Source organism: Streptomyces sp. NBC_00388 (assembly GCF_036061255.1).
Classification (GTDB): domain Bacteria; phylum Actinomycetota; class Actinomycetes; order Streptomycetales; family Streptomycetaceae; genus Streptomyces.
The window spans coordinates 6,148,371-6,171,594 of sequence record NZ_CP107948.1 but is presented as its reverse complement, the minus strand read 5'-3'; the positions used below and the strand labels follow the sequence as shown (position 1 = coordinate 6,171,594).

Below are 23,224 nucleotides of genomic sequence, written 5' to 3'. Positions count from 1 at the left end.
ACATCCGGCCGGGGCCCGCTGCGCCGTACCGGGTGAGCGGCCACCGCGGGGATCAGCGCGGCGGGGCACCCCGGCCGGGGCCGAGCCGTACGGGAAGCTCCTGCACCCCGTTGCCCACGAAGCCGCCGTGCCGGGGCAGCTCCCCCTCGGGTACCGCCTGCTCCAGCCCGGGGAAGCGGGTGAAGAGGCGTTCCAGGGCGATGGTGGCCTCCAGCCTCGCCAGTGGTGCGCCGAGGCAGAAGTGCGGACCGTGCCCGAGCGAGAGATGGCGGGCATCCCGGGTGACGTCGAAGCGCCCGGCATCCGCTCCGTGGGCCTCCGGGTCGCGGCCGGCGGCCGAGTACCCCGCCAGTACCGGGGTCCCCCGCGGAATGACCGTGCCCCCGACGGAGAGATCGCGGGTGGGGTAACGGAAGGGGAAGAAACTGACCGGACTGTCCCAGCGCAGCGTCTCCTCGACGACGGCCGCCCAGGTCACCCGGCCCTCCTGCACCAGGGCGAGCTGGTCCCGGTGGGCGCAGAGCGCGCGGACCGCGTTGACGACGAGGTTCATCGTCGTCTCATGACCGGCGACCACCATGAGGAGCAGCGTGCCGATCAGTTCCTGCTCGCTCAGCCGGTCGCCGTCCTCCTCACGGGCCGCGATCAGCGCGCTGGTGAGATCGCTGCCCGGCCGCTCGCGCCGGGCCGCCACCACCGCGGCGAGCGCCGCGATCATCTCCCCGTTGGCGGCCACCACCTCCTCGGGTCCGATGCCGGTCGAGACCACCTGCTCCGACAGATGGTGCAGCCGCTCCCGGTGCTCGGGACCGACCCCGAGGAGTTCGCAGATGACACCCATCGGCAGCGGCAGGGCGTAGTGCCGGCGCAGATCGACGGTGCCCGCGCCGTCCGCGACGGCCGTGACCTCGTCGAGCAGCCCGGAGGCCAGCTCCTCGATGCGCGGCCGCAGCGCCTCCACCCGCCGCCCGGTGAACGCCCGGCTCACCAAGGAGCGAAGTCTGCGGTGGTCGGCACCGTCGGCCGTGGTCATCGACCGCACCGTGGCGAAGGTCCGCAGCGGCCAGCCCTCCCCGATCCGGCCCTCCTGGAGCGCGGTGAAGTACCCCGCCCCCTTGGCGACGTCGGGGTGCGCGAGGAACTCCCGCAGCGCCGCGTGCCCGAGGACCGCGGCCCCGGCGACCTCACCGGGGAGAACGACCGGGACCACCGCGCCGCCGGCCAGGAGCCGCGCGTTGGCCGCGTGCGGGCAGCCACCGGACGGATCCATCCGGTGCGGGGAGACAGGTGAGGTGTTCAACTCGTCACTCCTGGCGGGGGCTGGTGGGCGGTGTTCCCGGCCGGCGAGAGGCCGGGGAGGGCCGGGGCGACCGGCCCGCCGCAGGCCCGGCCCGCCGGTCACGCATGGTCCGGCGCTTTCCGGGCAGCAGCGGCAGGACAGGAACCCGAGATCTAAGGAACGTACGACAGTGAGCTACCTCTCCACCCCAGGTTCGCCGATATACGACCAGCTGGTCCAGGAGCAGGGCGATGTTCTCGCCGAAGCGCGGAAACTCGCGGAGGAGGCCCTCCAGAAGGCGGACCCCGCGCAGTACTGGGAGGGCGCCCTGACCCACCGGCCCACACCGGAGAAGGTCGCGCAGAGCTGAGCGATACACCGGCCCGCGCTCCCGCGACAGGTCCGACTCGCACCGTTCGGAACCTTTTCGATCGTCATGCCCCGGTGACGCAAAGTCTGAATCGTTTTGGTCACGACAGGCAACCCCTGCGTCCTCACCACCGTTCTTGATGGGTAGCGATTTCCGGAGGGAAATCGCCGTTCGCACGACAGACACGGAGTGAATGACGATGGTCCACCTTTCGGTTGTCGTACCGTGCTACAACGAAGCAGAGGTGATCGGCTCCTTCCATACCGCGCTGGTCACCGCGCTCGAACCGACCGGGGAGACATTCGAGATCTGCTACGTCGACGACGGCAGCGGTGACCGGACCCTGAGCGAACTGCGCCGGCTGGCAGCCGGCGACTCACGAGTGCGCTTCACCTCCTTCAGCCGCAACTTCGGCAAGGAGTCGGCGATGCTCGCCGGACTGCGGATGGCCGCGGGCGACGCAGCCGTCCTGATGGACGCCGACCTCCAGCATCCGCCCACCCTCCTGCCGCGCATGCTCGACCTGCACCGGCACGGCTACGACCAGGTCGTCGCCCAGCGTGACCGTACGGGCGAGGGCGCGCTCAGGTCCGCGCTCAGCCGGATGTACTACCGGCTGGTGCGGCGCTGCATGGACGTCGAAGTCATCGACGGAGCGGGGGACTTCCGGCTGCTGTCCCGCCGTGCGGTGGACAGTGTCCTGTCCCTCCCCGAGAGCAACCGCTTCTCCAAGGGGATCTTCTCCTGGATCGGGTTCAACACCGTCAGCTTCACCTACCGCAACGTCGAGCGGGCCGCCGGAGAGTCCAAGTGGGGCGGCCGCCATCTGCTGAACTACGGCATCGACGGGCTGCTCTCCTTCAACAGCAAGCCGCTGCGGCTGGCCATCCACACCGGGCTCTGCCTCTTCCTCTCGGCGCTCGTCTACGCGGCGTACATCATCGCGAACGTCGTGCTCGACGGTGTCGACACCCCCGGATACACCACGCTGCTCACGGCGATCGTCGCGCTCAGCGGCATCCAGCTCGCCACCCTCGGGGTCATCGGCGAGTACGTCGGGCGGATCTACCACGAGTCGAAGCGCAGGCCGCACTACGTGGTCAGCGAGACCGACGACCGTCCCAGGGACTTCTCACCGCGCTCCCCGCTGGAGAGCGCGGGTCAGGCGCGGCCGGCCTCATGAGTCCCGAGGAGACCCGCCCGTCCCCCGGGCCTTCCGAGTCACAGGACGGGTCCGGGCAGCCGCAGGGCAGGACCCGCACCCTGGGCCAGTTCGCCACCTTCGCCGCGATCGGGGTCGCGAACACCGCCGTCTACTACGCGGTGTTCGCCACGCTGAACCACTGGCTGCCGTATCTGGCGGCCCATGTGCTGGGCTGGGCCGTGGGCATCACGGTGTCGTTCCTGCTCAACTCGTACATCACCTGCCGCACCCGCCCCACCTGGCGCGCGTTCGCGCGCTACCCGCTCTCCGGCATCGTGAACGTCGTCGGCAGCGGGATCCTGCTCTACCTCGCGGTGAGCATGCTGGGGATGAACGAGGACATCGCCGCTGTGGCGGCCGGTGTCCTCGTCACTCCCGTCTCGTTCCTGCTGGCCCGGTGGGCCATCAGCTCCGGCGCCTCTCCCGCGCAGGGAGAGGACGGGGTCAGGGCAGCCGCTTCGCGTGGGTGACGCGGTCGACGTGGTAGTAGTCGGCGACGCAACCGGCGGGCCAGCCGTTCGGCTTCTTCCCGAAGGGCTCCAGCATCCTGGCCACATGGAGCGGCTTGTAGGGCAGCACCTCGGCCCCGGCCGCCGACTGCTGCCGCATCCACTGGTCCTGCCGGTCCCACTTCCCTGCCCTGACATGCATCTGGTGGCCGAGGGTGTGCAGCGGGACGGCCAGCGAGAGGCAGACCCCGGCGCACACGACGCCCGCCGCCGCGGTCACGGCCAGCGTCCCGGCCGGGCGCCGCCGGACCGCGCGTCCCAGCAGCGCACCGATACCGGTGAGCAGCAGGACGTACAGCAGCAGATAGTCGTTCCAGGTCCGCTCGGTGGTCAGGAGGTGCTCTCCGAACACCGGGTACGTGATGACGGAGCACAGGAAGCCGGAGACCAGGACGGCCACCATGCCGATGCCCGTGAGGAGGAAGGGGCGGCACGGCAGCAGGGCCCCGGGCCGCTCCCGGCGTGCGACCAGGCCGAGCACCAGTCCCGCGGCGACCGCCCCCAGGTACTGCCAGGTCGACAGGACCGTCGCGACGATGTGGACGTACTGGTGCAGTGAGGCGGTGAGCGAGTCCGGGGCCAGCATCGACGTGCCGGCGCCGAACTTCTCCCGGCGGTGGCGTGAACCGGGCGATGTCACGAGCAGCACCACGCCGATCGCGACCCCGGCCATCATGGCGAGTGCCCAGCGGCGGGCGTACCCGCGTACGCCGGTGGTGAAGACCTGCCCCGCGAAGAGCACCACGGCCGCGAGGACCACCAGGAGCACCACGGAGGTCTCTTCGGAGAGCGTCCCCAGGAACGTCCCCGCGAACACGGCGGCGACCAGGGCGGCGATCCTGCCCCGGGGGCCGCGGGCGAGCAGGACCGGGATGACAGCGGCGCAGGCCAGCACGGGTGCCACCGTGTGCGAGACGGAGGCAGCCGGCCAGTAGAACGTCTTGTACGTGTTGGTCGTGGCGAGCAGGAAGACCACCGCCGTGACGGATGCCACGAGCAGCGGCACCCCACGCGGCACGGTCATCCGGCCGGCCCGCAGGGCAAGGGCGGTCACCGCCCAGAGCAGCCCCACCATCAGAGCGCCGCTGACCAGTCCGAACCACTGGTGGCCCGGGACCCCCGGCTCGGCGTAGAGGCCGACGAGCCATCCGTTGGCGATCCGGCCGTTGTCGTGGAAGTAGAACTTGCCGGTGAGCCCGGAGATGCCGTGGTCGCGCACGAAGGGGAGGAAGCACCACTCGTCGGCGCTGGGGCGCACGTACTGCCCGTACCAGGCGGCTGCGGCGAGCAGACCGAGCGGCACCACCGAGAGAAGCAGTGCCCAGGATCCGGCCAGTGCCCGGAGCGGTCCTTCACGTCCTGGGCCTCCCGACGTCCGGTCTCCGCCGCCCGGTTGTCTGGGGACGGTGACGCTCGATGCGTCGACGGCCATGTGCACCACTGCCTCTCGGGGTTGTTACCGGTCTGCCCCGAAGACGTTTCTCGTTGCCCCCGCGTTCCATCCCGTACCCCCTCAGGCCACCTCAATGACCCGATCGGGTGAAAGCCGGACAGCAGATGGCCCAGCGCCGGTGCGTCAGGCGACGGAACCTATCCGGCCGGCCGGGCCCTTCGAGCCGTCGTGGTGGATGGGGGTGTGCGCGCCGGTGAGCGGGGCGCCGGTGCCGCCGCGCCGGTGGGCGACGATCTCCGCGCCGATCGAGAGGGCGGTCTCCTCCGGGGTCCTGGCGCCGAGGTCGAGGCCGATGGGCGAGCGCAGGCGGGCCAGTTCCAGCTCGGTGACGCCGACGTCGCGGAGCCGGGCGTTCCGGTCGAGGTGGGTACGGCGGGAGCCCATCGCGCCCACATAGGCGACCGGCAGGGTGAGGGCCAGTTCCAGCAGCGGCACATCGAACTTGGCGTCGTGCGTGAGGACGCAGAGCACGGTCCTGCTGTCGACCTCGGTCGACTTCAGATAGCGGTGCGGCCAGTCGACGACGATCTCGTCGGCGTCCGGGAAGCGGGTGGCGGTCGCGAAGACCGGGCGGGCGTCGCAGACGGTGACCCGGTAGCCGAGCAGTTTGCCGACCCTGACCAGGGCCGAAGCGAAGTCGATCGCGCCGAAGACGATCATCCGGGGCGGGGGCACGCTCGATTCGACGAGCAGGGTGAGCGGGCGGCCGCAGCGGGAACCGTCCGCGCCGATCGTGACGGTCTCGGTGCGGCCCGCGTCCAGCAGGGCCAGCGCCTCGGCGACGGCGGTGCGGTCCAGCTCCCGGTGGCCGCCCAGCGTGCCTTCGTACGATCCGTCGGTGTGGACCAGTACGGCCCGGCCGAGCAGGTCGTCCGGGCCGTCGGTGATCCGCGCGACGGCCGCCGACGTCCCCTGCGCGGCAGCGGCCAGCGCGGCCGTGCAGGTCTGCCGGGACGGTGCGTCGGCGCGGAGTGGCGTGATCAGTATGTCGATGACTCCGCCGCAGGTCAGACCCACGGCGAAGGCATCCTCGTCGCTGTAGCCGAAGCGTTCGACGACCGTGCGGCCCGTTTCCAGGGCCTCCTTGCAGAGTTCGTAGACCGCCCCTTCCACACATCCGCCGGAGACCGAGCCGATCGCGGTGCCCTCGGTGTCCACCGCGAGCGCGGCTCCCGGGCGGCGCGGTGCGCTCCCGCCGACCGCCACCACGGTGGCGACGGCGAATTCGCGGCCCTGCTCGACCCACCGGTTCAGTTCTTCGGCGATGTCCAGCATGTCGGTCTCCTCACGGATGTGTGAAAGGGGGGCGGGCTAACTGACGCCCAGCCAGCTCTCAATGGGATGGAGTGCGAAGTAAGCGACGAACACTGCGGTGAGCACCCACATCAGCCAGCCGATCTCCCGGAACTTGCCCTGGACGGCCTTGATGAGGACGTGGGAGATGACACCGGCCGCGATGCCCACGGTGATGGAGTAGGCGAACGGCATCAGAACGGTGGTCAGGAACACCGGGATGGAGGTGGCCTGGTCGTTCCAGTCGATGTGCTTGGCGTTGGTCAGCATCATCGAGCCGATGACGACGAGCGCGGCGGACGCGACCTGGGTGGGGATGAGCTGGGCGAGCGGGGTGAAGACCAGGCAGAGCGCGAAGCCGACACCGGTGACGACGCTGGCCAGGCCGGTGCGCGCGCCGTCGCCGACGCCGGCGGTGGACTCGACGAAGACCGTCTGGCCCGATGCCCCGGCGAGACCGCCGACGATGCCGCCGGCGCCGTCGATGGTCAGGGCCTTGTTGAGCCCCGGCATCTTCCCGTCCTTGTCGACGAGGTTGGCCTGCTGGCCGACACCGATGATCGTGCCGATCGCGTCGAAGAATCCGGCGAGCACCAGCGTGAAGACGATGACGCCGACCGTGATGCCACCGACATGGCCGATACCGCTGAACGAGACGCTGCCGAAGAGACCGAAGTCCGGCGCGCTCACGGGCGAGCCCTTGAGCGCGGGGGCGTTGAGTCCCCAGTCCTTCTGGCTGAGCCCGGCGACCTGGTGGACGATCGCGGCGAAGACGGTGCCGCCGACGATGCCGATCAGGATCGCGCCGGGGACCTTGCGGACCTGGAGCGCGAAGATCAGCAGCAGCGTGACGGCGAAGCAGACCACCGGCCAGCCGGTGAGCATGTCCGCGGTGCCCAGCTGGAGCGGCTTCGCTCCGGAGATGCCGCCGGGTCCCTTCATCCCGGTGACGAAGCCGGCCTGGACGAGGCCGATGAGGCAGACGAAGAGGCCGATTCCCATGGTGATGGCGTGCTTCAGCGCCAGTGGGATGGCGTTCATGATGAGTTCGCGCAGGCCGGTGACCACCAGCAGCACGATGATGGCGCCGTAGATGATGCACATCGCGAACGCGTTGCCCCAGGTCATCTCCGGGGCGACCTGGTAGGCCATGACGGCGGAGACGCCGAGTCCCGCCGCGAGGGCCAGCGGGACGTTGCCGATGAAGCCCATCACCAGGGTGGTGACGGCCGCGGCGAGCGCGGTGGCGGTGGTGATCTGGCCGCCGTCCAGGTGGTGGCCTGTGACGTCGGCCCCGGAGAGGATCACCGGGTTCAGGAGGATGATGTACGCCATCGCCATGAAGGTGGTGATGCCGCCGCGCACCTCCGTCCCGACGGTGGACCCTCTCTTGGTTATGTGGAAGTACCGGTCCAGCCAGGACCTTCCGGCCGGCTGGCGTGTGCCCGTGCCTGCGTCTTCCGGCACGGTCTCTGGCTCAAGGGACTGCTGGGTCATGGTGCCTACTCCCAAGGTTCAAAGGGGCACCCGCGTGGAGATTGGAGATGCGGGATTTGGGATGGTGCGTGGGCTGCACGACCCGGGGGACGGCCCGAGGCGAACTGGGTACTGCACTTCGTGGGGGCCAGGACCGCGAGCGGGGCGGTACTGGGGGCTCCGGGCGGCGCGCGCTGGGAAGTGTGACGTTCCTAGGAGGCACACGCCGCCCGGAGAGCTGGGGCGGGTCAGGTGGCGGTGAGGTGCTCCGGCCTGACGGGTGTCCGGTTCAGTTCGAGACCGGTGGCGTTGCGGATCGCCGCGAGGACGGCCGGGGTCGAGGAGAGGGTCGGGGCCTCACCGATGCCGCGCAGACCGTACGGCGCGTGCTCGTCGGCCAGTTCGAGGACGTCGACCGGGATCGTCGGGGTGTCGAGGATCGTCGGGATCAGGTAGTCCGTGAAGGAGGGGTTGCGCACCTTCGCGGTCTTCGGATCGACGATGATCTCCTCCATCACGGCGACGCCCAGGCCCTGGGTCGTGCCGCCCTGGATCTGGCCGACGACCGAGAGCGGGTTGAGCGCCTTCCCGACATCCTGGGCCACCGCGAGCTCGATGACCTTCACCAGGCCGAGCTCGGTGTCCACCTCGACGACCGCGCGGTGCGCGGCGAACGAGTACTGGACGTGGCCGTCGCCCTGGCCGGTGACGAGGTCGAAGGGGACGGTGGGACGGTGGCGCCACTCCAGCTCCAGGTCCACCGCCTCGTCCTCCAGCACGTCGACCAGGTCGGCCAGGACCTCGCCGCCGTCGGTGACGACCTTGCCGCCTTCCAGGAGCAGCTCGGCCGTGGCCCAGGCCGGGTGGTACGTGCCGAGCTTGGCCCGGCCGATCTCCAGGACCTTCTCGCGGACGGCCTCGGCGGTGTTCTTCACCGCGCCGCCTGTCATGTACGTCTGCCGGGAGGCGGACGTCGAACCGGCCGAGCCGACCTGGGTATCGGCCGGGTGGATCGTCACCTGGTTGACACCGAGCTCGGTGCGGACGATCTGCGCGTGGACGGTGACGCCGCCCTGGCCGACTTCGGCCATCGCGGTGTGCACGGTCGCGACGGGCTCGCCGTTGATGACCTCCATCCGCACCCGGGCGGTGGAGTAGTCGTCGAAGCCCTCGGAGAAGCCGACGTTCTTGAGGCCGACCGCGTAGCCGACACCGCGTACGACGCCTTCGCCGTGTGTGGTGTTGGAGAGCCCGCCGGGCAGTGCGCGGACGTCCGCCTCCTCGCCGGCCGAGAGCCACTGCTGCTCGGGCGGCAGGGGGCGGGACTTGACCAGGCGCAGCAGCTCGACCACGGGCGCGGGCGAGTCACAGATCTGGCCTGTGGGCAGCCGGGTGCCCTGCTCCATGGCGTTGAGCTGGCGGAACTCCACCGGGTCCATGTCCAGCTTCGCCGCGAGCTTGTCCATCTGGGCCTCGTACGCGAAGCACGCCTGGACCGCGCCGAAGCCGCGCATGGCGCCGCAGGGCGGGTTGTTGGTGTACAGCGCGATGGCCTCGATGTCGACGTCCTCGATGACATAGGGGCCGACCGCGAGCGAGGAGGCGTTGCCGACCACGGCCGGGGACGCGGACGCGTAGGCGCCGCCGTCCAGCACGATCCGGCACTTCATGTGCGTGAGCTTGCCGTCCTTGGTGGCCCCGTGCTCGTAGTGGAGCTTCGCAGGGTGGCGGTGCACGTGGCCGAAGAAGGACTCGAACCGGTTGTAGACGATCTTCACCGGCTTGCCGGTGCGGAGTGCCAGGAGGCAGGCGTGGATCTGCATCGACAGGTCCTCGCGGCCGCCGAACGCGCCGCCGACCCCGGAGAGCGTCATCCGGACCTTGTCCTCGGGCAGGCCGAGGACCGGGGCGATCTGCCGGAGGTCGGAGTGCAGCCACTGGGTGGCGACGTACAGGTCGACGCCGCCGTCCTCGGCGGGCACCGCGAGCCCGGACTCCGGGCCGAGGAACGCCTGGTCCTGCATGCCGAAGACGTAGTCGCCCGAGACGATGACGTCGGCGCGCTCGGCTGCCTTGTCGGCGTCGCCGCGGATGATCGGCTGGCGGTGCACGATGTTCGGGTGCGGGACGTGGCCGATGTGGTGGTCGTCGCGGCCCTCGTGGATGAGCAGCGCGTCCGGAGCCGTCGCCGACGCCTCGTCGGTGATGACGGGCAGTTCGGCGTACTCGATCTTGATCTTGGCCGCGGCCCGGCGCGCGGTCTCCGGGTGGTCGGCGGCGACGATGGCCACCGGCTCCCCGTGGTGGCGGACCTTCCCGTGGGCGAGAACCGGCGTGTCCTGGATCTCCAGGCCGTAGTTCTTCATCCCGGTGGGCAGGTCGTCGTAGGTGAGTACGGAGTACACACCGGAGGTCGCCAGCGCCTCGGAGACGTCGATCGACTTGATCTCGGCGTGCGCGGTGGTGGAGCGGAGGGTGAAGCCCCAGAGCATGTCCTCGTGCCACATGTCGGACGAGTACGCGAACTCGCCCGTGACCTTGAGGGTGCCGTCGGGGCGGAGCGTGGACTCGCCGATGCCGCCCTTGGTCTTCGACCCCTGCTGGATGTTGGTGGGTGAACCAGTGACGCCCATGATCAGACCGTCTCTTCCTGGCGAGCGGCCGCGAGGCGGACCGCGTCGAGGATCTTCTCGTATCCGGTGCAGCGGCAGAGGTTGCCGGAGAGCGCCTCACGGATGTCCGCGTCGGACGGTGAGTCGTTCTGTTCCAGCAGCTCGTCGGCGGCGACCAGGAGCCCCGGGGTGCAGAAACCGCACTGCACGGCGCCGGCGTCGATGAACGCCTGCTGGATCGGGGAGAGCTCGCCGGCCTCGCCGGTACGGCCGTCGGTCGGCTTGGACTGCCAGCGCTTGGCGTCGTCCAGGCTGGTGCCGCAGCCGGACGTGCCGCACCCCGTGCCCGGGTGGGCGCCCTCGCGGTGCTTGGCGTAGTCCGCCAGGCCCTCGACCGTGACGATCTCGCGGCCCTCTGCCTGACCGGCGGCGACCAGGCAGGAACAGACCGGGACGCCGTCGAGGCGCACCGTGCAGGAACCGCATTCGCCCTGCTCACAGGCGTTCTTGGAGCCGGGCAGGCCCATGCGCTCGCGGAGCACGTAGAGCAGGCTCTCGCCCTCCCATACGTCGTCGGCCTCCTGCGGACGGCCGTTGACCGTGAAGTTCACGCGCATTATGCGACTCCCTCTGTGCTGCGGCCGTTGCCGCGGTACGACTCCCAGGTCCAGCCGAGCGTGCGGCGGGCCATGATGCCGACGGCGTGGCGGCGGTAGCTGGCCGTGCCGCGGACATCGTCGATCGGGTTCGCGGCGCCGGAGACCAGCTGGGCGAACTGCTTGGCGATCGACGGGGTGATGATCTTTCCGCTCTCCCAGAAGCCGCCCTCGTCGAGCGCGGCGTTCAGGAAGTCCTCGGCCGCCTTCGCCCGGATCGGGGTCGGGGCCGCCGAGCCGATGCCGGTGCGGACGGTGCGGGTCTCGGGGTGCAGCGCGATCCCGAAGGCGCACACCGCGATGACCATGGCGTTGCGGGTGCCGACCTTGGAGTACTGCTGCGGGCCGTCGGCCTTCTTGAGGTGGACGGACTTGATGAGCTCGTCGGGGGCGAGTGCGTTGCGCTTCACGCCCGTGTAGAAGTCGTCGATGGGGATCAGCCGCGAGCCGCGCACCGACTCGGCCTCGACCTGGCAGCCGGCGGCGAGCAGCGCCGGGTGGGCGTCACCGGCGGGCGACGCGGTGCCGAGGTTGCCGCCGACTCCGCCGCGGTTGCGGATCTGCGGGGAGGCCACGGTGTGCGAGGCCAGCGCGAGACCGGGCAGCTCCGTGCGGAGGTTCTCCATGATCTTGGCGTACGGAACGGACGCGCCCAGCTGGACGGTCTCCTCGCCGACATGCCACTCGCTGAGGAGGCCGATGCGGTTCAGATCCAGGAGGTACTGGGGCCGGCGGTGGTCGAAGTTGATCTCGACCATGATGTCGGTACCACCGGCGATCGGCACAGCCGTGGGGTGCTCGGCCTTGGCGGCGAGCGCCTCCTCCCAGCTGGCGGGGCGAAGGAAGTCCATGAAGCGGCTCTCTTCTTCTCATTCGGGGTTGTTCGCTGGGACCCGGGACGGCCGGCCCTCGACTGGACGTTCATCTGCTGTTAACGCTTGACGGCACAAGTACACAAGCCGGGCCGCGCGGGGTGCAGTCACCGAAACCATGAAGGAGTTGGCTGGTGACCTTCGTCGTCTTGTATGTTCGAACGAAAGACGAGGGTGAGTTACCTCCTGGCTTTCCTCTGGAAACGACAAGTTCCGCCGACCGGGTGCACCGGAACGGCGGACGACACGGATCGGCGGCGACGAGATGCGGCTGCGCGCACTGCTGGAAACGGACGCACTGGGCCTGCGGCTGCTCGGCGGTGAGGACGAGCTGGACCGCACGGTCCGCGGCGTGATGACCACGGATCTGCGGGACCCGAGCCGGTACCTCACCGGGGGCGAACTGGTGCTGACCGGGCTCGCCTGGCGGCGCTCCGCCGAGGACTCCGAGCCGTTCGTACGGATCCTCGTGGGCGCCGGGGTCGTCGGGCTCGCGGCGGGCGAGGCGGAGCTGGGAGACATCCCCGACGACCTGGTGGCGGCCTGTGTGCGCCACCGGCTGCCCATCTTCGCGGTGGAGGAGTCGGTCGCCTTCGCCGTCGTCACCGAGTACGTGGTGCGGCAGGTCTCGGGCGAGCGGGCCGGGGATCTCGCCGCCGTCGTGGACCGGCACCGCAGGCTGATGACGTCGGGCCCGGCGGGCGGCGGCCCCGACGTGGTGCTCGACCTGCTGACCACCGACCTCGATCTGCACGCGTGGGTGCTCTCCCCCACCGGCCGCCAGATCGCCGGAGCGGGCGCTCCCCTGCCGGAAGGGACCGGCGCCGTGCTCGCGGCCGGACACCTCGCGGCGACCCGGACCGGGCGCCGCGGGCCGCACCGGGTCACCGTGCACTCCACCTCGTACTCGCTGTTCCCGGTGCGGGGCGGCGGGCGCGGCGTGCCGTCCGGCCACCGCGACGTGCGCGAGACGGTGCTCTCCGACTGGCTGCTCGCCGTCGAGGCCGACGCCGGCGACTGGCCCGCCGCCCGGCTGGACCTGCTGCAGGGTGTGACCCAGCTGATCGCCGTGGAACGCGACCGCCGCGACGCGGCCCGTACCGTACGGCGCAGACTCGCCCAGGAAGTGCTCGAACTGGTCCAGACGGGTGCGCCGCCCGCCGAGATCGCGGCCAGGCTGCGGGTGGCCGCGCCGGTACTGATGCCCGGGATCGGGGCGGCGCCGCGCTGGCAGGTCGTCGTCGCCAGGGTCGACTGGGACCAGCAGGACGGCCCGGTGATCGAATCGGGGCCGGTGGCCCAGTCCCTGCTGGAGGAGATCCTGGTCGAGCAGGCCCTGCCTGGCGGCTCGGGCCCCGGGTCGTCCGACCGGATCGCGGTCGCGCACACCGGTGACGAGGCCATCGCGCTGGTCCCGCTGCCGCCCCTCGCACCGGAGGCCGGCGGTGACGGGGCGGCCGAGGGCCCGGACACCGGACTGCACGCGGACGAGCTGCTCACCTCGGTACGCGAACCGCTCACGGCCGGTCTCGCCGACGACGGGCGGCTGACCCTGGGCGTCTCCGCCTCGGTGCACTCGGCCGAGGGGCTGCGCGGCGCCCTGGAGGAGGCCAGGCACGCCCGCCGGGTCGCCGCGGCCCGGCCGGGCCGGGTCTGCGCGGCGGGCCACCACGAGCTCGCCTCGCACGTCCTGCTGCTGCCGTTCGTCCCCGACGACGTGCGCCGGGCGTTCACCGCCAGGCTGCTCGACCCGCTGCGGGACTACGACCGGCGCCACCGGGCGGAGCTGATCCCGACCCTGGAGGCCTTCCTCGACTGCGACGGTTCCTGGACCCGCTGCGCGACCCGGCTCCACCTGCACGTCAACACGCTGCGCTACCGCGTCGGCCGGATCGAGCAGTTGACGGGACGCGATCTCTCGCGCCTGGAGGACAAGCTCGATTTCTTCCTGGCCCTGCGGATGAGCTGACCCGCGGGCCCCGGCGGGGGCCCGCGACGGAGCCGCAACATTGTGAATTGATTCACCCAACCCCTTGGCCCGGCGTGCCAATCCGTGCTGAGATGCGCGCAGACCCATCAGCTCAATGGTGCGCTCGGGGAGGGCAATGTGGCCTATACCGCCATGTCTGGTTACGGAACGACAGCTGATGACGATCCTCCACTCCAGACCGCGGTATGGCGGTTGCGCTCGCGCGGCTGCTGGGCGGACGCGGCCGCCCTGCTGGAACCGCACGCGAAGCACGACGCCGAAGCGGCCCTGCAGCGGGCCGCGCTGCTGATCGAGCGGTGCCTCTACACGGAGCAGGGCTGGACGGACGCGGAGGACGCCCTGCGGACGGCCGAAGCACTCGCCCGCAGTGACGAGGCACGCGGCGCCGCGGCCTGCGAACGCGGCCAACTCGGTTACGCCTCGACGCTGTTGGGCGTACGCGACCGGGCCGACGAGGCGCGGGCCGCGATGGGCAGGGCGGCCGCCCTGATCGCGCCCGGCTCACCGGGCCGCCCGCTCCTCGACTTCCGCCGCGGGCTGATCGCGCAGAATCTCGCCGACTCGGCCCAGTCGGCGCGCGCCGCCTACCGCCGGGCCCACGCGGGCGCCACAGCCCACGGCCAGACGCTGCTGCTCTCCTTCACCTGGCGCCACCTGGCCTCGCTCGCCCTGCGGGAGGGTGAGCTCGCCGAGGCCAGGCACGGCTTCGCCGAATCGCTGCGGATACGGGAGGAGCTGGGCTATCTCGTCGGTACGGCACCCGCGCTCGCCGCGCTCGCCGACGCGGAGCCCGAACCTGAGGCGGCCAGACTGCGGGCCGAGGCGGCCAGGCTCTTCCGGCTGCTCGGCGGCGTACCGACCTGGCTGGCCGCACAGCTCACCCCGCCGGCAACGGCGGTGTGAGCCGAACGGCGGCAGCGGCAGGGGCGGGCGCGGTTCAGCCTGCCGCGCCGGTGAAGTGCTCCCGTACGAGGGACTGGACGACCACGAGATCGCGGGCGATCAGGGCGTCCAGCAGAGCGGTGTGCTCCGAGGCGTCGGCGAGGAGGTCGGCGCGGCGGGTGACCGGCGCGCTCACCAGCGGCCACTGGGCCTTGCGGTGCAGGTCGTCGGCGACGGCCACCAGCTGCTCGTTCCCCGAGAGACCGAGGACGGCCCCGTGGAAAGCACGGTCGCACTCGGCGTAGCGGGCGCGGTCGCCGACCGCGGCCGCCGAGACCGTGGCCTCGGCGAGCGGCCGCAGCTCGGCCCACCGCCCTGGCGGGACGGCGCGCGCCAGCCGCAGCATCACCGGGACCTCGATCAGGGCCCGCACCTCGGCCAGCTCCGCGAGCTCCCTGGGGCTCCGTTCGGCGACCCGGAAGCCCCGGTTCGGGACGACCTCGACCGCGCCCTCGACCGCGAGCTGCTGCATGGCCTCCCGCACCGGGGTGGCGGAGACGCCGAAGCGCTCGCCGAGCACGGGCCCGGAGTAGACCTCGCCGGGGACCAGCTCGCCGTCCACCAGGGCGGTGCGCAGGGCGTCGAGGATCTGGCCGCGCACCGAGTGACGCCGTACCGGCTTCGCGACGGCGCCCGCCGCGAAGCCCTGCCCCCCGGACACCGGCCGCACGGCGGAGGCGTCGGGCCCGCTGCGGCTGTGCTCACCGCCGGCCGGCTGTTCGGGGCTGCGGGCGGGATCGGGAACCCGGGCCGGGCCGGAGTACGCGGGCGCGTACGCCTGTACGGCATCACGCGCTCTGCCCTGTTCCACCTGGCTCCTCCTCCGGCGTCCTGTTCAGCACGATAGGCGGACCGGGCCACAGTTCAAACATCGACCGGATCGGATAAGGTAAGGCTTACCTGCAAACGATCGCGATTCGGTGGTCCCTGCATGACCCTTTCCACCCTGCTGCGCTCCCCCGTCACCGCCTCCTACGAGCGGCTGACCGAGGTGTTCCCCAGCCTCTCCGTCACCGAGTCGGAGGGCGGCCCCACCCCGTCGGGCGACGGCTGGGTGACCGCCACCGACCTGGCGGCGGGCGGCAACGCACTCGACGCCTTCCTCGACTGGGACAGCGCGCAGGTGCTGCGCGACTACGGGCGCCCGGCCCGGCCCGACGTGGTCGCGGGCTTCGGATTCCACCGGTACGCGTGGCCGGCCTGTCTGCTGATCACGGTCCCGTGGTTCCTGCACCGCAGGGTGCCGAGGCTCCCGGTCGGCGCTGTCGCCTTCCAGCGCACGCTGGGCCGGATGGCCGTACGCACCGGCTCCTTCGCCTGCCTGCCGGACGATCCGGCCGCCGGGCTCCCCGGGGCGCGCGTGGTCGCGGACGAGGACGCACTGCGCGCCGAGGTCCGGGCCGCCGTGGCGGAGCACCTGGAGCCGGTGCTCGACGGTTTCGGGCCGCGGATGCGCCGCGGCCGGCGGGCCCTGTGGGGAATGGCGACCGACGAGATCGTCGAGAGCCTCTGGTACATCGGCCATCTGCTGGGCGAGGAGCAGCGCGCGGTGGCGGAGCTGGGGCTGCTGCTGCCGGGGTCGACCGCGCCGTACGTCGGCACCGCCGGTTTCCGGGAGCTGGCCGGCCCGCAGGGGGGCCCGCTGCCGACGCGGGACCGCGCGAGCTGCTGCTTCTTCTACACGGTGAGTCCCGGGGACACCTGCGTTACCTGTCCCCGCACCTGCGACGCCGACCGAGTGGCCCGGCTCAGCGCCGACACCGCTCGTTCGGCTGACTGAATTCGAACTCAACACGGCGTACACGCAAGGCAGTTCGATCAGATCGCCCCTATCCGGTGCTCCCTGCACTCCGTTGGCGTGCTCTTGTCCCGAAACGCTCTGAGGCCCCCGGGATCTGAGCCAATATTGCGGCCGCAAGGCACTGACGCGATGCAAGGGACACCGCATGCGACTGACCGACATATCTCTGGACTGGCTGCTTCCCGGTGGCGTGATGATCGCGGGGGTCCTGGTCGCTGTGGCGGTGCTCGTGCGCGGCAGGCGCTCCGCCGACAAGGGATCCGCCGACGACACCTGGGAGCGCAGCGAGGAACGCAGACGGCACAAGGAGGCGGTCTACGGCACCGCCTCGTATCTGTTGCTGTTCTGCTGCGCGGCGGTCGCCGCCGCGCTGTCCTTCCACGGCCTGGTCGGCTTCGGCCGGCAGAACCTCAACCTCACGGGCGGCTGGGAGTACCTGGTCCCGTTCGGCCTCGACGGCGCCGCCATGTTCTGTTCCGTACTGGCGGTGCGCGAGGCGAGCCACGGCGACGCCGCGCTCGGCTCGCGGCTGCTGGTGTGGACGTTCGCCGGAGCGGCTGCCTGGTTCAACTGGGTGCACGCGCCGCGCGGACTGGCCCACGCGGGCGCCCCGCAGTTCTTCGCGGGGATGTCGCTCTCGGCGGCCGTGCTGTTCGACCGCGCGCTGAAGCAGACCAGGGTGGCGGCCCTGCGCGAGCAGGGGCTCGTGCCCCGGCCGCTGCCGCAGATCCGGATCGTGCGGTGGCTGCGCGCCCCGCGGGAGACGTTCGGCGCCTGGTCGCTGATGCTCCTGGAGGGTGTGCGGACGCTGGACGAGGCCGTCGACGAGGTCCGCGACGACCGGCGCCAGAAGGAGCAGAACCGGCTCAGGAAACGGGAGCACGACAAGCTGGAGCGCGCCCACCTCAAGGCGATCAACCGCCAGCACAGGTCGCTGGGGCGCGGTCGCGGCAGCCGTCAGGTGGAGGCGGCGGCCCCGCCTCCCGCCGTGGGCGCGGCGAAGGCAGTTTCGGAGCCTGCCATACCCGAGCCGGGACAGCTGCCCTTACGCACCAGGCCCTCCCTGCAGGCCGTGACCGGCCATGAATCCGACCGGACCGCGGCCGGGGCCGATGCGGTGACGGTCGACCTCACCGCCGAGGACGACACCCAGACCCTCCCCCGTCTCGACTCCCTGGAGCAGAAGCTGAAGGATCTCGAACAGCAATTCGGCTGAACCGGCCGCCGGATCCCGGCGCGCGGAGCGAAGGCGGTCAGGTATGTCTCATGCCTGGCCGCCTTCGAGTTCGAACCAGACTGATTTCCCCACCTCGTGCGTCCTCACGCCCCAGGCGTCCGCGAGGGCCTGGACCAGGACAAGCCCCCGCCCGTGTGTGCTCTCGTCGCCGGCTCTGCCCGGCTCCGGCTGCCCGGCCGTGAAGTCCCGGACCTCCACCCGGAGCCCCGCCGGGCCTACCCCGGCGGTGACGACCGCCCCCCGGTCGGTGTGGATCAGTGCGTTCGTCACCAGCTCGCTGGTGAGCAGCTCGGCCACATCGGCGCTGCCCTGACGACCGCACCGGCGCAGCAGCTCCCTGAGCCCGTGCCGTACCTCCTTGACCGCCGGCAGATCCCCCCGGCCAAGCCTGCGGCGCAACCGTCCGCTGCGGCGCCCGCCGCCGGGCGTGCCGGATCCCTGGCCGCACCGGTCAGGTGCGGTACTCATGCCACTGTGACGCCCCGTCATATCCCCCGCCTGCACGTCGTGGTGCTGTGTCTTGCTCGAACAGCCTCAGGCAATGCATGCCCGGCAGGCGGGTGCTCACGCATGGCGGGCGGGTGCCGTGCGCTCCGGCGGGGAAGGCAAGCGGGGAACATCACCCCGAGCCGATCCCGTGGGAGCCGCGATGCACGACGACCGATCGCTGGTCGAGGGCCGCCTTGAGCGGGCCCTCAGCCAGTTCATCCGCCCCGCGCAGTACCCGGACCGGGTGGGGCTCGCCCTGTCCGTCTGGCACGTCCCGGGCGAGCCGGTGCCCGTGGCGGAGGCGTTGCGCGGCACGTACGAACCGTTCACGGCCGGGACCCGGTGGGGCAGGCCCTGGTCGACCAGCTGGTTCCGGCTGGAGGGCGCCGTCCCTGAGGCCTGGGCCGGCCGCCGGGTCGAGGCCGTGATCGATCCGGGGTTCACCGGCGAAGGCCCGGGCTTCCAGGCCGAGGGGATGGTCTACGACGCCGGGGGCGTACCGCTCAAAGGCATCCATCCGCGCAACCGCCATGTACCGGTGGCGGCGCCCGCGGCGGGCGGCGAACGGGTGCACCTGCTGGTGGAGGCAGCCGCCAACCCCGTGGTGCTGCGGCACGGCTTCGCACCGACGCAGCTGGGCGACGTACTGACCGCGGGCGACGAGCCGTCCTACCGCTTCACCGCCGCGGATCTCGCCGTGCTGGACGAGACCGTCTGGCAGCTGGTCATCGACATCGAGGTCCTCTCCGAGCTGATGCGGGAGCTGCCGGCCGACCGGAGCAGGCACCACGAGATCCTGCGCTCGCTGGAGGACATGCTGGACGCGCTGGACCTGCACGACGTGCCGGGCACGGCGGCGGCCGGGCGGGCGGCGCTCGCGCCCGCGCTCGCCAGGCCCGCCGACGCGGGCGCGCACCGGATCTCGGCCACCGGCCACGCCCATATCGACTCGGCCTGGCTGTGGCCGCTGCGTGAGACCGTGCGGAAGGCGTCCCGGACCTTCGCCAATGTGACGGCGCTGGCCGCCGACTACCCGGAGCTGGTCTTCGCCTGCTCACAGGCCCAGCAGTACGCATGGGTCAAGGAGCACCAGCCGCACATCTGGCAGCGGATCAAGAAGGCCGTGGCGGACGGGAACTGGGCGCCGGTCGGCTCCATGTGGGTCGAATCGGACGCCAACATGCCGGGTGGTGAGGCGCTGGCCCGCCAGATCGTGCACGGCCGGCGCTTCTTCGCCGAGGAGCTGGGTGCCACGACCGAGGAGATCTGGCTGCCGGACTCCTTCGGCTACACCGCCGCCTTCCCGCAGCTGGCGAAGCTCGCGGGGATCAGGTGGTTCCTCACCCAGAAGCTGTCCTGGAACCAGGCGAACCGGATGCCGCACCACTCCTTCTGGTGGGAGGGCATCGACGGGACCCGGGTCTTCACGCACTTCCCGCCGGTCGACACGTACAACTCCCAGCTCCACGGCGCGGAACTGGCCCACGCCGAACGGAACTTCGCGGAGAAGGGACGGGCGACACGCTCCCTGGTGCCCTTCGGATGGGGCGACGGTGGCGGCGGGCCGACCCGCGAGATGCTGGAGAAGGCGCGCCGGCTCCGGGACCTGGAGGGCTCACCGCGGGTGGAGATCGAGAAGCCCTCGGCGTTCTTCGCCGCGGCCGAGGAGGAGTACGGGCGGCAGGCGCCCGTCTGGTCGGGCGAGCTCTACCTGGAGCTGCACCGTGCCACGTACACCACGCAGGCGAAGACCAAGCAGGGCAACCGGCGCAGTGAACACCTGCTTCGCGAGGCCGAGTTGTGGGCTACGGCGGCAGCGCTCCGGTCGCCCGCGTACGCCTACCCCCACGACGATCTCGACCGGATCTGGAAGACGGTCCTGCTGCACCAGTTCCACGACATCCTGCCGGGTTCGTCGATCGCCTGGGTGCACCGGGAGGCGCGCGAGACCTACGCCCGGGTGCGGGAGGAGCTGGAGGCGGTCGTCGACGGGGCGGTCGCGGCGCTCGAACTCGGCCCCGATGTCCGGCCGTTGGGCGGCGCCCATGAGCCCAGGGCCGTACTCAACGCCTCGCCGTACGGGCGCCGCGAGGTCGTCGGCTCGGCGGACGGCCCCCTGCGTCTCGTGGATGTGCCCCCGCTCGGCTCCGGCCCGCTCACCGGCGCGGCGGACGCCGCAGCGGCGGCGGTGACACGGGACGGGCCGGCGGTCGTGCTCGACAACGGACTGCTGCGGGTCACGGTGGACGCGGACGGGCTGCTGTCCTCGGTACGCGACCTCACGGCAGACCGCGAGGTCCTGGCGCCCGGCAGCCGCGGCAATCTGCTCCAGCTGCACCCCGACCACCCGAATCAGTGGGACGCGTGGGACATCGACCGGCACTACCGGCGCAGCTGCACGGATCTCACCGGCGCCGATTCCGTCGAGGTCGTGAGCGAGGGGCCGCTGCGGGCCGCGGTCAGGGTCGTGCGGAGCTTCGGGTCCTCCCGTATCACGCAGGAGCTGCGGCTCGACGCGGCGAGCCCGCGTCTCGACATCCTCACGGAGGTGGACTGGCAGGAGTCCGAGAAGGTGCTGAAGGCGGCCTTCCCACTCGATGTGCACGCCGAACGCTCCACGGCCGAGATCCAGTTCGGTCATGTCCACCGTGCCACCCACACCAACACCGGCTGGGACGCGGCCCGCTTCGAGATCTGCGCACACCGCTGGCTGCGCGTCGCAGAGCCCGGGTACGGGGTCGCGCTGCTCAACGACTCGACGTACGGCCACGACGTGACCCGGGCGGAGCACCCGGACGGGCTGGGGACGACCGTACGGCTGACGCTGCTGCGCGCCCCGCACAGTCCGGATCCGGAGACCGATCTGGGCACCCACCGGTTCGGCTACGCGCTGTATCCCGGGGCCGGGACGACCGACGCCGTCCGGGAGGGGCTGGCGCTCAATCTGCCGCTCCGGGCGGCGGACGCCCCGGTGCTGGCGCCGCTGGTCACCACGGGCCATCCGGCCGTGACGGTGGAGTCGGTGAAGCTCGCCGATGACCGCAGCGGGGATGTGGTGGTACGGCTCTACGAGTCGGCGGGCGGGCGCGCGGACGCCACGGTCGGCTTCGGCTTCCCTGTCGGGCGGGCCGAGGTCACCGACCTGCTGGAACGGCCGCTGCGTGAGGTGGCGGCGGGCGGGGAGGAGCTGCGGGTGAGCCTGCGGCCGTTCCAGATCCTGACGCTGCGGCTGCGCCCGGCCTGACCCCGCGGTCTCGCCCGGACGGGGGGGGCGGGCGGCGGCAGGGGCGCTACGGCCTGGGCACGTTGCGCAGGTTGGAGCGGGCCATCTGCAGCATCCTGCCCACTCCGCCGTCCAGCACGATCTTCGACGCGGAGAGCGCGAATCCGCTGACCATGTCGGCGCTGATCCGCGGCGGGATGGAGAGTGCGTTCGGGTCGGTGACCACGTCGACCAGGGCGGGCCCCTTGTGCTTGAACGCGTCCGCGAGCGCCCCTGCCAGCTGCTTCGGCTTCTCCACACGGACGCCGTAGGCTCCGGCGGCGCGTGCGATGGCCGCGAAGTCGCACGGGTGGTGGGTGGTGCCGTACGAGGGGAGGCCGCCCACCATCATCTCCAGCTCGACCATGCCGAGCGCGGAGTTGTTGAAGACGACGACCTTCACCGGCAGGTCGTACTGCACCAGGGTCAGGAAGTCCCCCATCAGCATCGAGAAGCCGCCGTCGCCGGACATCGCGACGACCTGCCGGTTGCGGTCGGTGAACTGGGCACCGATGGCCTGCGGCAGCGCGTTCGCCATCGAGCCGTGGCTGAAGGAACCGATCACCCGGCGGCGGCCGTTGGGGGTCAGATAGCGCGCGGCCCATACGTTGTTCATCCCGGTGTCCACGGTGAACACGGCGTCCCCGTCGGCCACTTCGTCGAGCACGGACGCGACGTACTCGGGGTGGATCGGGGTGTGCTTCTCGACCTTGCGCGTGTAGGCCTTGACGACCCCCTCCAGCGCGTCCGCGTGCTTCTTCAGCATCTTGTCGAGGAACTTGCGGCTGGTCTTCGCCTTCACCCGGGGTGTCAGTGCCAGCAGCGTCTCGCGCACATCCCCCCAGACCGCGAGGTCCAGCTTGGTGCGGCGGCCGAGGTGCTCGGGGCGGATGTCGACCTGGGCGATCTTCACGTCGTCGGGCAGGAAGGCGTTGTACGGGAAGTCGGTGCCGAGCAGGAGCAGCAGATCGCACTCGTGCGTGGCCTCGTAGGCGGCCCCGTAGCCGAGGAGACCGCTCATGCCGACGTCGAACTTGTTGTCGTACTGGATCCACTCCTTGCCGCGCAGTGCGTGGCCCACCGGGGACTTGACCCGCTCGGCGAACTCCATCACCTCGGCGTGGGCGCCCGCCGTGCCACTGCCGCAGAACAGCGTCACCCGTTCGGCCTCGTCGATCAGCCGGGCGAGCTTCTCGATCTCCGCCTCTCCCGGGCGCACCGAGGGACGCGAGGTGACCAGCGCGGTCTCGCCGGTGCGGTCCGGGGCCTGGGCGCCCGCGATGTCGCCGGGGAGGGTGACGACGCTGACACCGCTCTGGCCGATGGCGTGCTGGATGGCCGTCTGGAGCAGCCGCGGCATCTGCTGCGGGCTGGAGATCATCTCGCTGTAGTGGCTGCACTCCTGGAAGAGCCGGTCGGGATGGGTCTCCTGGAAGTACCCGAGGCCGATCTCGCTGGAGGGGATGTGCGAGGCGAGGGCGAGCACCGGCGCCATGGAGCGGTGGGCGTCGAAAAGACCGTTGATCAGATGCAGGTTCCCGGGGCCGCAGGATCCGGCACAGGCCGCGAGCTTCCCGGTGACCTGGGCCTCGGCGCCGGCCGCGAAGGCGGCGGTCTCCTCGTGCTTGACCTGGATCCAGTCGATGGCTGCGTTGCGCCGGATGGCGTCGACGACAGGGTTCAGGCTGTCACCGACGACTCCGTACAGGCGCTCCACACCCGCCTGGACGAGGATGTCGACGAACTGCTCCGCGACGTTCTGTTTGGCCATACCTCCAT

General features: G+C 71.3%; 18 protein-coding genes. 8 read left to right on the top strand and 10 right to left on the bottom strand.

Going from position 1 to position 23,224, the window contains the following annotated elements; translation table 11 throughout:
- Positions 1–52 precede the first annotated feature (52 nt).
- Complete coding sequence (locus tag OG917_RS27440; RefSeq protein ID WP_328322217.1) at positions 53–1,270, bottom strand: cytochrome P450 family protein; 1,218 nt, start codon at positions 1,268–1,270, stop codon at positions 53–55.
- Between the two features lie 199 nt (positions 1,271–1,469).
- On the opposite strand from OG917_RS27440, the gene OG917_RS27435 reads away from it, so the two are divergent.
- From OG917_RS27435 to OG917_RS27425, 3 genes are all read left to right on the top strand, one after another.
- Entirely contained in the window at positions 1,470–1,649 is a 180-nt protein-coding gene (locus OG917_RS27435; RefSeq protein WP_328320601.1) for a hypothetical protein, read from the top strand.
- 199 nt (positions 1,650–1,848) lie between these two features.
- The gene (locus OG917_RS27430; protein WP_328320599.1) at positions 1,849–2,832 is read left to right on the top strand and encodes a glycosyltransferase family 2 protein; all 984 of its coding nucleotides are present in this window, start codon (positions 1,849–1,851) and stop codon (positions 2,830–2,832) included.
- Positions 2,829–3,323 carry a GtrA family protein gene (locus tag OG917_RS27425; protein WP_328320597.1) on the top strand — a complete coding sequence of 165 codons (495 nt, stop codon included), beginning with the start codon at positions 2,829–2,831 and terminating at the stop codon, positions 3,321–3,323. The genes OG917_RS27430 and OG917_RS27425 overlap by 4 nt, the downstream gene beginning before the upstream one ends.
- On the opposite strand, the gene OG917_RS27420 is transcribed toward OG917_RS27425, so the two are convergent.
- The 6 genes from OG917_RS27420 to OG917_RS27395 form a co-directional block, all read right to left on the bottom strand.
- Positions 3,298–4,794: a DUF6056 family protein gene (locus OG917_RS27420; RefSeq protein WP_328320595.1), complete on the bottom strand. Its 1,497-nt coding sequence runs from the start codon at positions 4,792–4,794 to the stop codon at positions 3,298–3,300. The genes OG917_RS27425 and OG917_RS27420 overlap by 26 nt on opposite strands.
- A gap of 144 nt (positions 4,795–4,938) precedes the next feature.
- Positions 4,939–6,090 (bottom strand): XdhC/CoxI family protein, encoded by a 1,152-nt coding sequence (locus OG917_RS27415; RefSeq protein ID WP_328320593.1) that lies wholly within the window; start codon positions 6,088–6,090, stop codon positions 4,939–4,941.
- A gap of 36 nt (positions 6,091–6,126) precedes the next feature.
- The gene (locus OG917_RS27410) at positions 6,127–7,605 is read right to left on the bottom strand and encodes an NCS2 family permease (protein WP_328320591.1); all 1,479 of its coding nucleotides are present in this window, start codon (positions 7,603–7,605) and stop codon (positions 6,127–6,129) included.
- Positions 7,606–7,832: 227 nt separating this feature from the next.
- Positions 7,833–10,217 carry a xanthine dehydrogenase family protein molybdopterin-binding subunit gene (locus tag OG917_RS27405; protein WP_328320589.1) on the bottom strand — a complete coding sequence of 795 codons (2,385 nt, stop codon included), beginning with the start codon at positions 10,215–10,217 and terminating at the stop codon, positions 7,833–7,835.
- Positions 10,218–10,219: 2 nt separating this feature from the next.
- A complete protein-coding gene (locus tag OG917_RS27400) occupies positions 10,220–10,813 on the bottom strand; it encodes a (2Fe-2S)-binding protein (RefSeq protein WP_328320587.1) in 594 nt (197 codons plus the stop codon).
- Positions 10,813–11,703, bottom strand: a complete 891-nt coding sequence (locus OG917_RS27395; protein WP_328320585.1) for an FAD binding domain-containing protein — start codon at positions 11,701–11,703, stop codon at positions 10,813–10,815. The genes OG917_RS27400 and OG917_RS27395 overlap by 1 nt, the downstream gene beginning before the upstream one ends.
- A gap of 286 nt (positions 11,704–11,989) precedes the next feature.
- Here OG917_RS27395 and OG917_RS27390 point away from each other — a divergent pair, with 286 nt between their 5' ends.
- Entirely contained in the window at positions 11,990–13,693 is a 1,704-nt protein-coding gene (locus tag OG917_RS27390; protein ID WP_328320583.1) for a PucR family transcriptional regulator, read from the top strand.
- Positions 13,694–13,846: 153 nt separating this feature from the next.
- Positions 13,847–14,617, top strand: coding sequence for a hypothetical protein (locus OG917_RS27385; protein ID WP_328320581.1), 771 nt, complete (start codon positions 13,847–13,849; stop codon positions 14,615–14,617).
- 34 nt (positions 14,618–14,651) lie between these two features.
- On the opposite strand, the gene OG917_RS27380 is transcribed toward OG917_RS27385, so the two are convergent.
- Positions 14,652–15,467, bottom strand: coding sequence for a GntR family transcriptional regulator (locus OG917_RS27380; protein ID WP_328320579.1), 816 nt, complete (start codon positions 15,465–15,467; stop codon positions 14,652–14,654).
- A gap of 120 nt (positions 15,468–15,587) precedes the next feature.
- Between OG917_RS27380 and OG917_RS27375 the strand changes: the two genes are divergently transcribed.
- Together OG917_RS27375 and OG917_RS27370 are read left to right on the top strand one after the other, a co-directional pair.
- A complete protein-coding gene (locus OG917_RS27375) occupies positions 15,588–16,436 on the top strand; it encodes a (2Fe-2S)-binding protein (RefSeq protein WP_328320577.1) in 849 nt (282 codons plus the stop codon).
- A 166-nt stretch (positions 16,437–16,602) separates the two neighbouring features.
- The gene (locus tag OG917_RS27370; RefSeq protein WP_328320575.1) at positions 16,603–17,673 is read left to right on the top strand and encodes a DUF2637 domain-containing protein; all 1,071 of its coding nucleotides are present in this window, start codon (positions 16,603–16,605) and stop codon (positions 17,671–17,673) included.
- 48 nt (positions 17,674–17,721) lie between these two features.
- Here OG917_RS27370 and OG917_RS27365 read toward each other — a convergent pair whose 3' ends face one another.
- The gene (locus tag OG917_RS27365) at positions 17,722–18,162 is read right to left on the bottom strand and encodes an ATP-binding protein (RefSeq protein WP_328320573.1); all 441 of its coding nucleotides are present in this window, start codon (positions 18,160–18,162) and stop codon (positions 17,722–17,724) included.
- Positions 18,163–18,343: 181 nt separating this feature from the next.
- Between OG917_RS27365 and OG917_RS27360 the strand changes: the two genes are divergently transcribed.
- Positions 18,344–21,427, top strand: a complete 3,084-nt coding sequence (locus OG917_RS27360) for an alpha-mannosidase (protein ID WP_328320571.1) — start codon at positions 18,344–18,346, stop codon at positions 21,425–21,427.
- A 46-nt stretch (positions 21,428–21,473) separates the two neighbouring features.
- Here the strand turns inward: OG917_RS27360 and OG917_RS27355 are convergent, their stop codons facing one another.
- Positions 21,474–23,216, bottom strand: coding sequence for a pyruvate dehydrogenase (locus OG917_RS27355; protein ID WP_328320569.1), 1,743 nt, complete (start codon positions 23,214–23,216; stop codon positions 21,474–21,476).
- Positions 23,217–23,224: the final 8 nt, after the last annotated feature.

What these genes read in the sequence shown, in the direction of transcription:
- OG917_RS27440 (WP_328322217.1), bottom strand. Translation starts at nt 1,270, where the DNA reads ATGGATCCGTCCGGTGGCTGCCCGCACGCGGCCAACGCGCGGCTCCTG.
- OG917_RS27430 (WP_328320599.1), top strand. Translation starts at nt 1,849, where the DNA reads ATGGTCCACCTTTCGGTTGTCGTACCGTGCTACAACGAAGCAGAGGTG.
- OG917_RS27425 (WP_328320597.1), top strand. Translation starts at nt 2,829, where the DNA reads ATGAGTCCCGAGGAGACCCGCCCGTCCCCCGGGCCTTCCGAGTCACAG.
- OG917_RS27420 (WP_328320595.1), bottom strand. Translation starts at nt 4,794, where the DNA reads ATGGCCGTCGACGCATCGAGCGTCACCGTCCCCAGACAACCGGGCGGC.
- OG917_RS27415 (WP_328320593.1), bottom strand. Translation starts at nt 6,090, where the DNA reads ATGCTGGACATCGCCGAAGAACTGAACCGGTGGGTCGAGCAGGGCCGC.
- OG917_RS27410 (WP_328320591.1), bottom strand. Translation starts at nt 7,605, where the DNA reads ATGACCCAGCAGTCCCTTGAGCCAGAGACCGTGCCGGAAGACGCAGGC.
- OG917_RS27405 (WP_328320589.1), bottom strand. Translation starts at nt 10,217, where the DNA reads ATGGGCGTCACTGGTTCACCCACCAACATCCAGCAGGGGTCGAAGACC.
- OG917_RS27400 (WP_328320587.1), bottom strand. Translation starts at nt 10,813, where the DNA reads ATGCGCGTGAACTTCACGGTCAACGGCCGTCCGCAGGAGGCCGACGAC.
- OG917_RS27395 (WP_328320585.1), bottom strand. Translation starts at nt 11,703, where the DNA reads ATGGACTTCCTTCGCCCCGCCAGCTGGGAGGAGGCGCTCGCCGCCAAG.
- OG917_RS27390 (WP_328320583.1), top strand. Translation starts at nt 11,990, where the DNA reads ATGCGGCTGCGCGCACTGCTGGAAACGGACGCACTGGGCCTGCGGCTG.
- OG917_RS27385 (WP_328320581.1), top strand. Translation starts at nt 13,847, where the DNA reads ATGTCTGGTTACGGAACGACAGCTGATGACGATCCTCCACTCCAGACC.
- OG917_RS27375 (WP_328320577.1), top strand. Translation starts at nt 15,588, where the DNA reads ATGACCCTTTCCACCCTGCTGCGCTCCCCCGTCACCGCCTCCTACGAG.
- OG917_RS27370 (WP_328320575.1), top strand. Translation starts at nt 16,603, where the DNA reads ATGCGACTGACCGACATATCTCTGGACTGGCTGCTTCCCGGTGGCGTG.
- OG917_RS27365 (WP_328320573.1), bottom strand. Translation starts at nt 18,162, where the DNA reads ATGAGTACCGCACCTGACCGGTGCGGCCAGGGATCCGGCACGCCCGGC.
- OG917_RS27360 (WP_328320571.1), top strand. Translation starts at nt 18,344, where the DNA reads ATGCACGACGACCGATCGCTGGTCGAGGGCCGCCTTGAGCGGGCCCTC.
- OG917_RS27355 (WP_328320569.1), bottom strand. Translation starts at nt 23,216, where the DNA reads ATGGCCAAACAGAACGTCGCGGAGCAGTTCGTCGACATCCTCGTCCAG.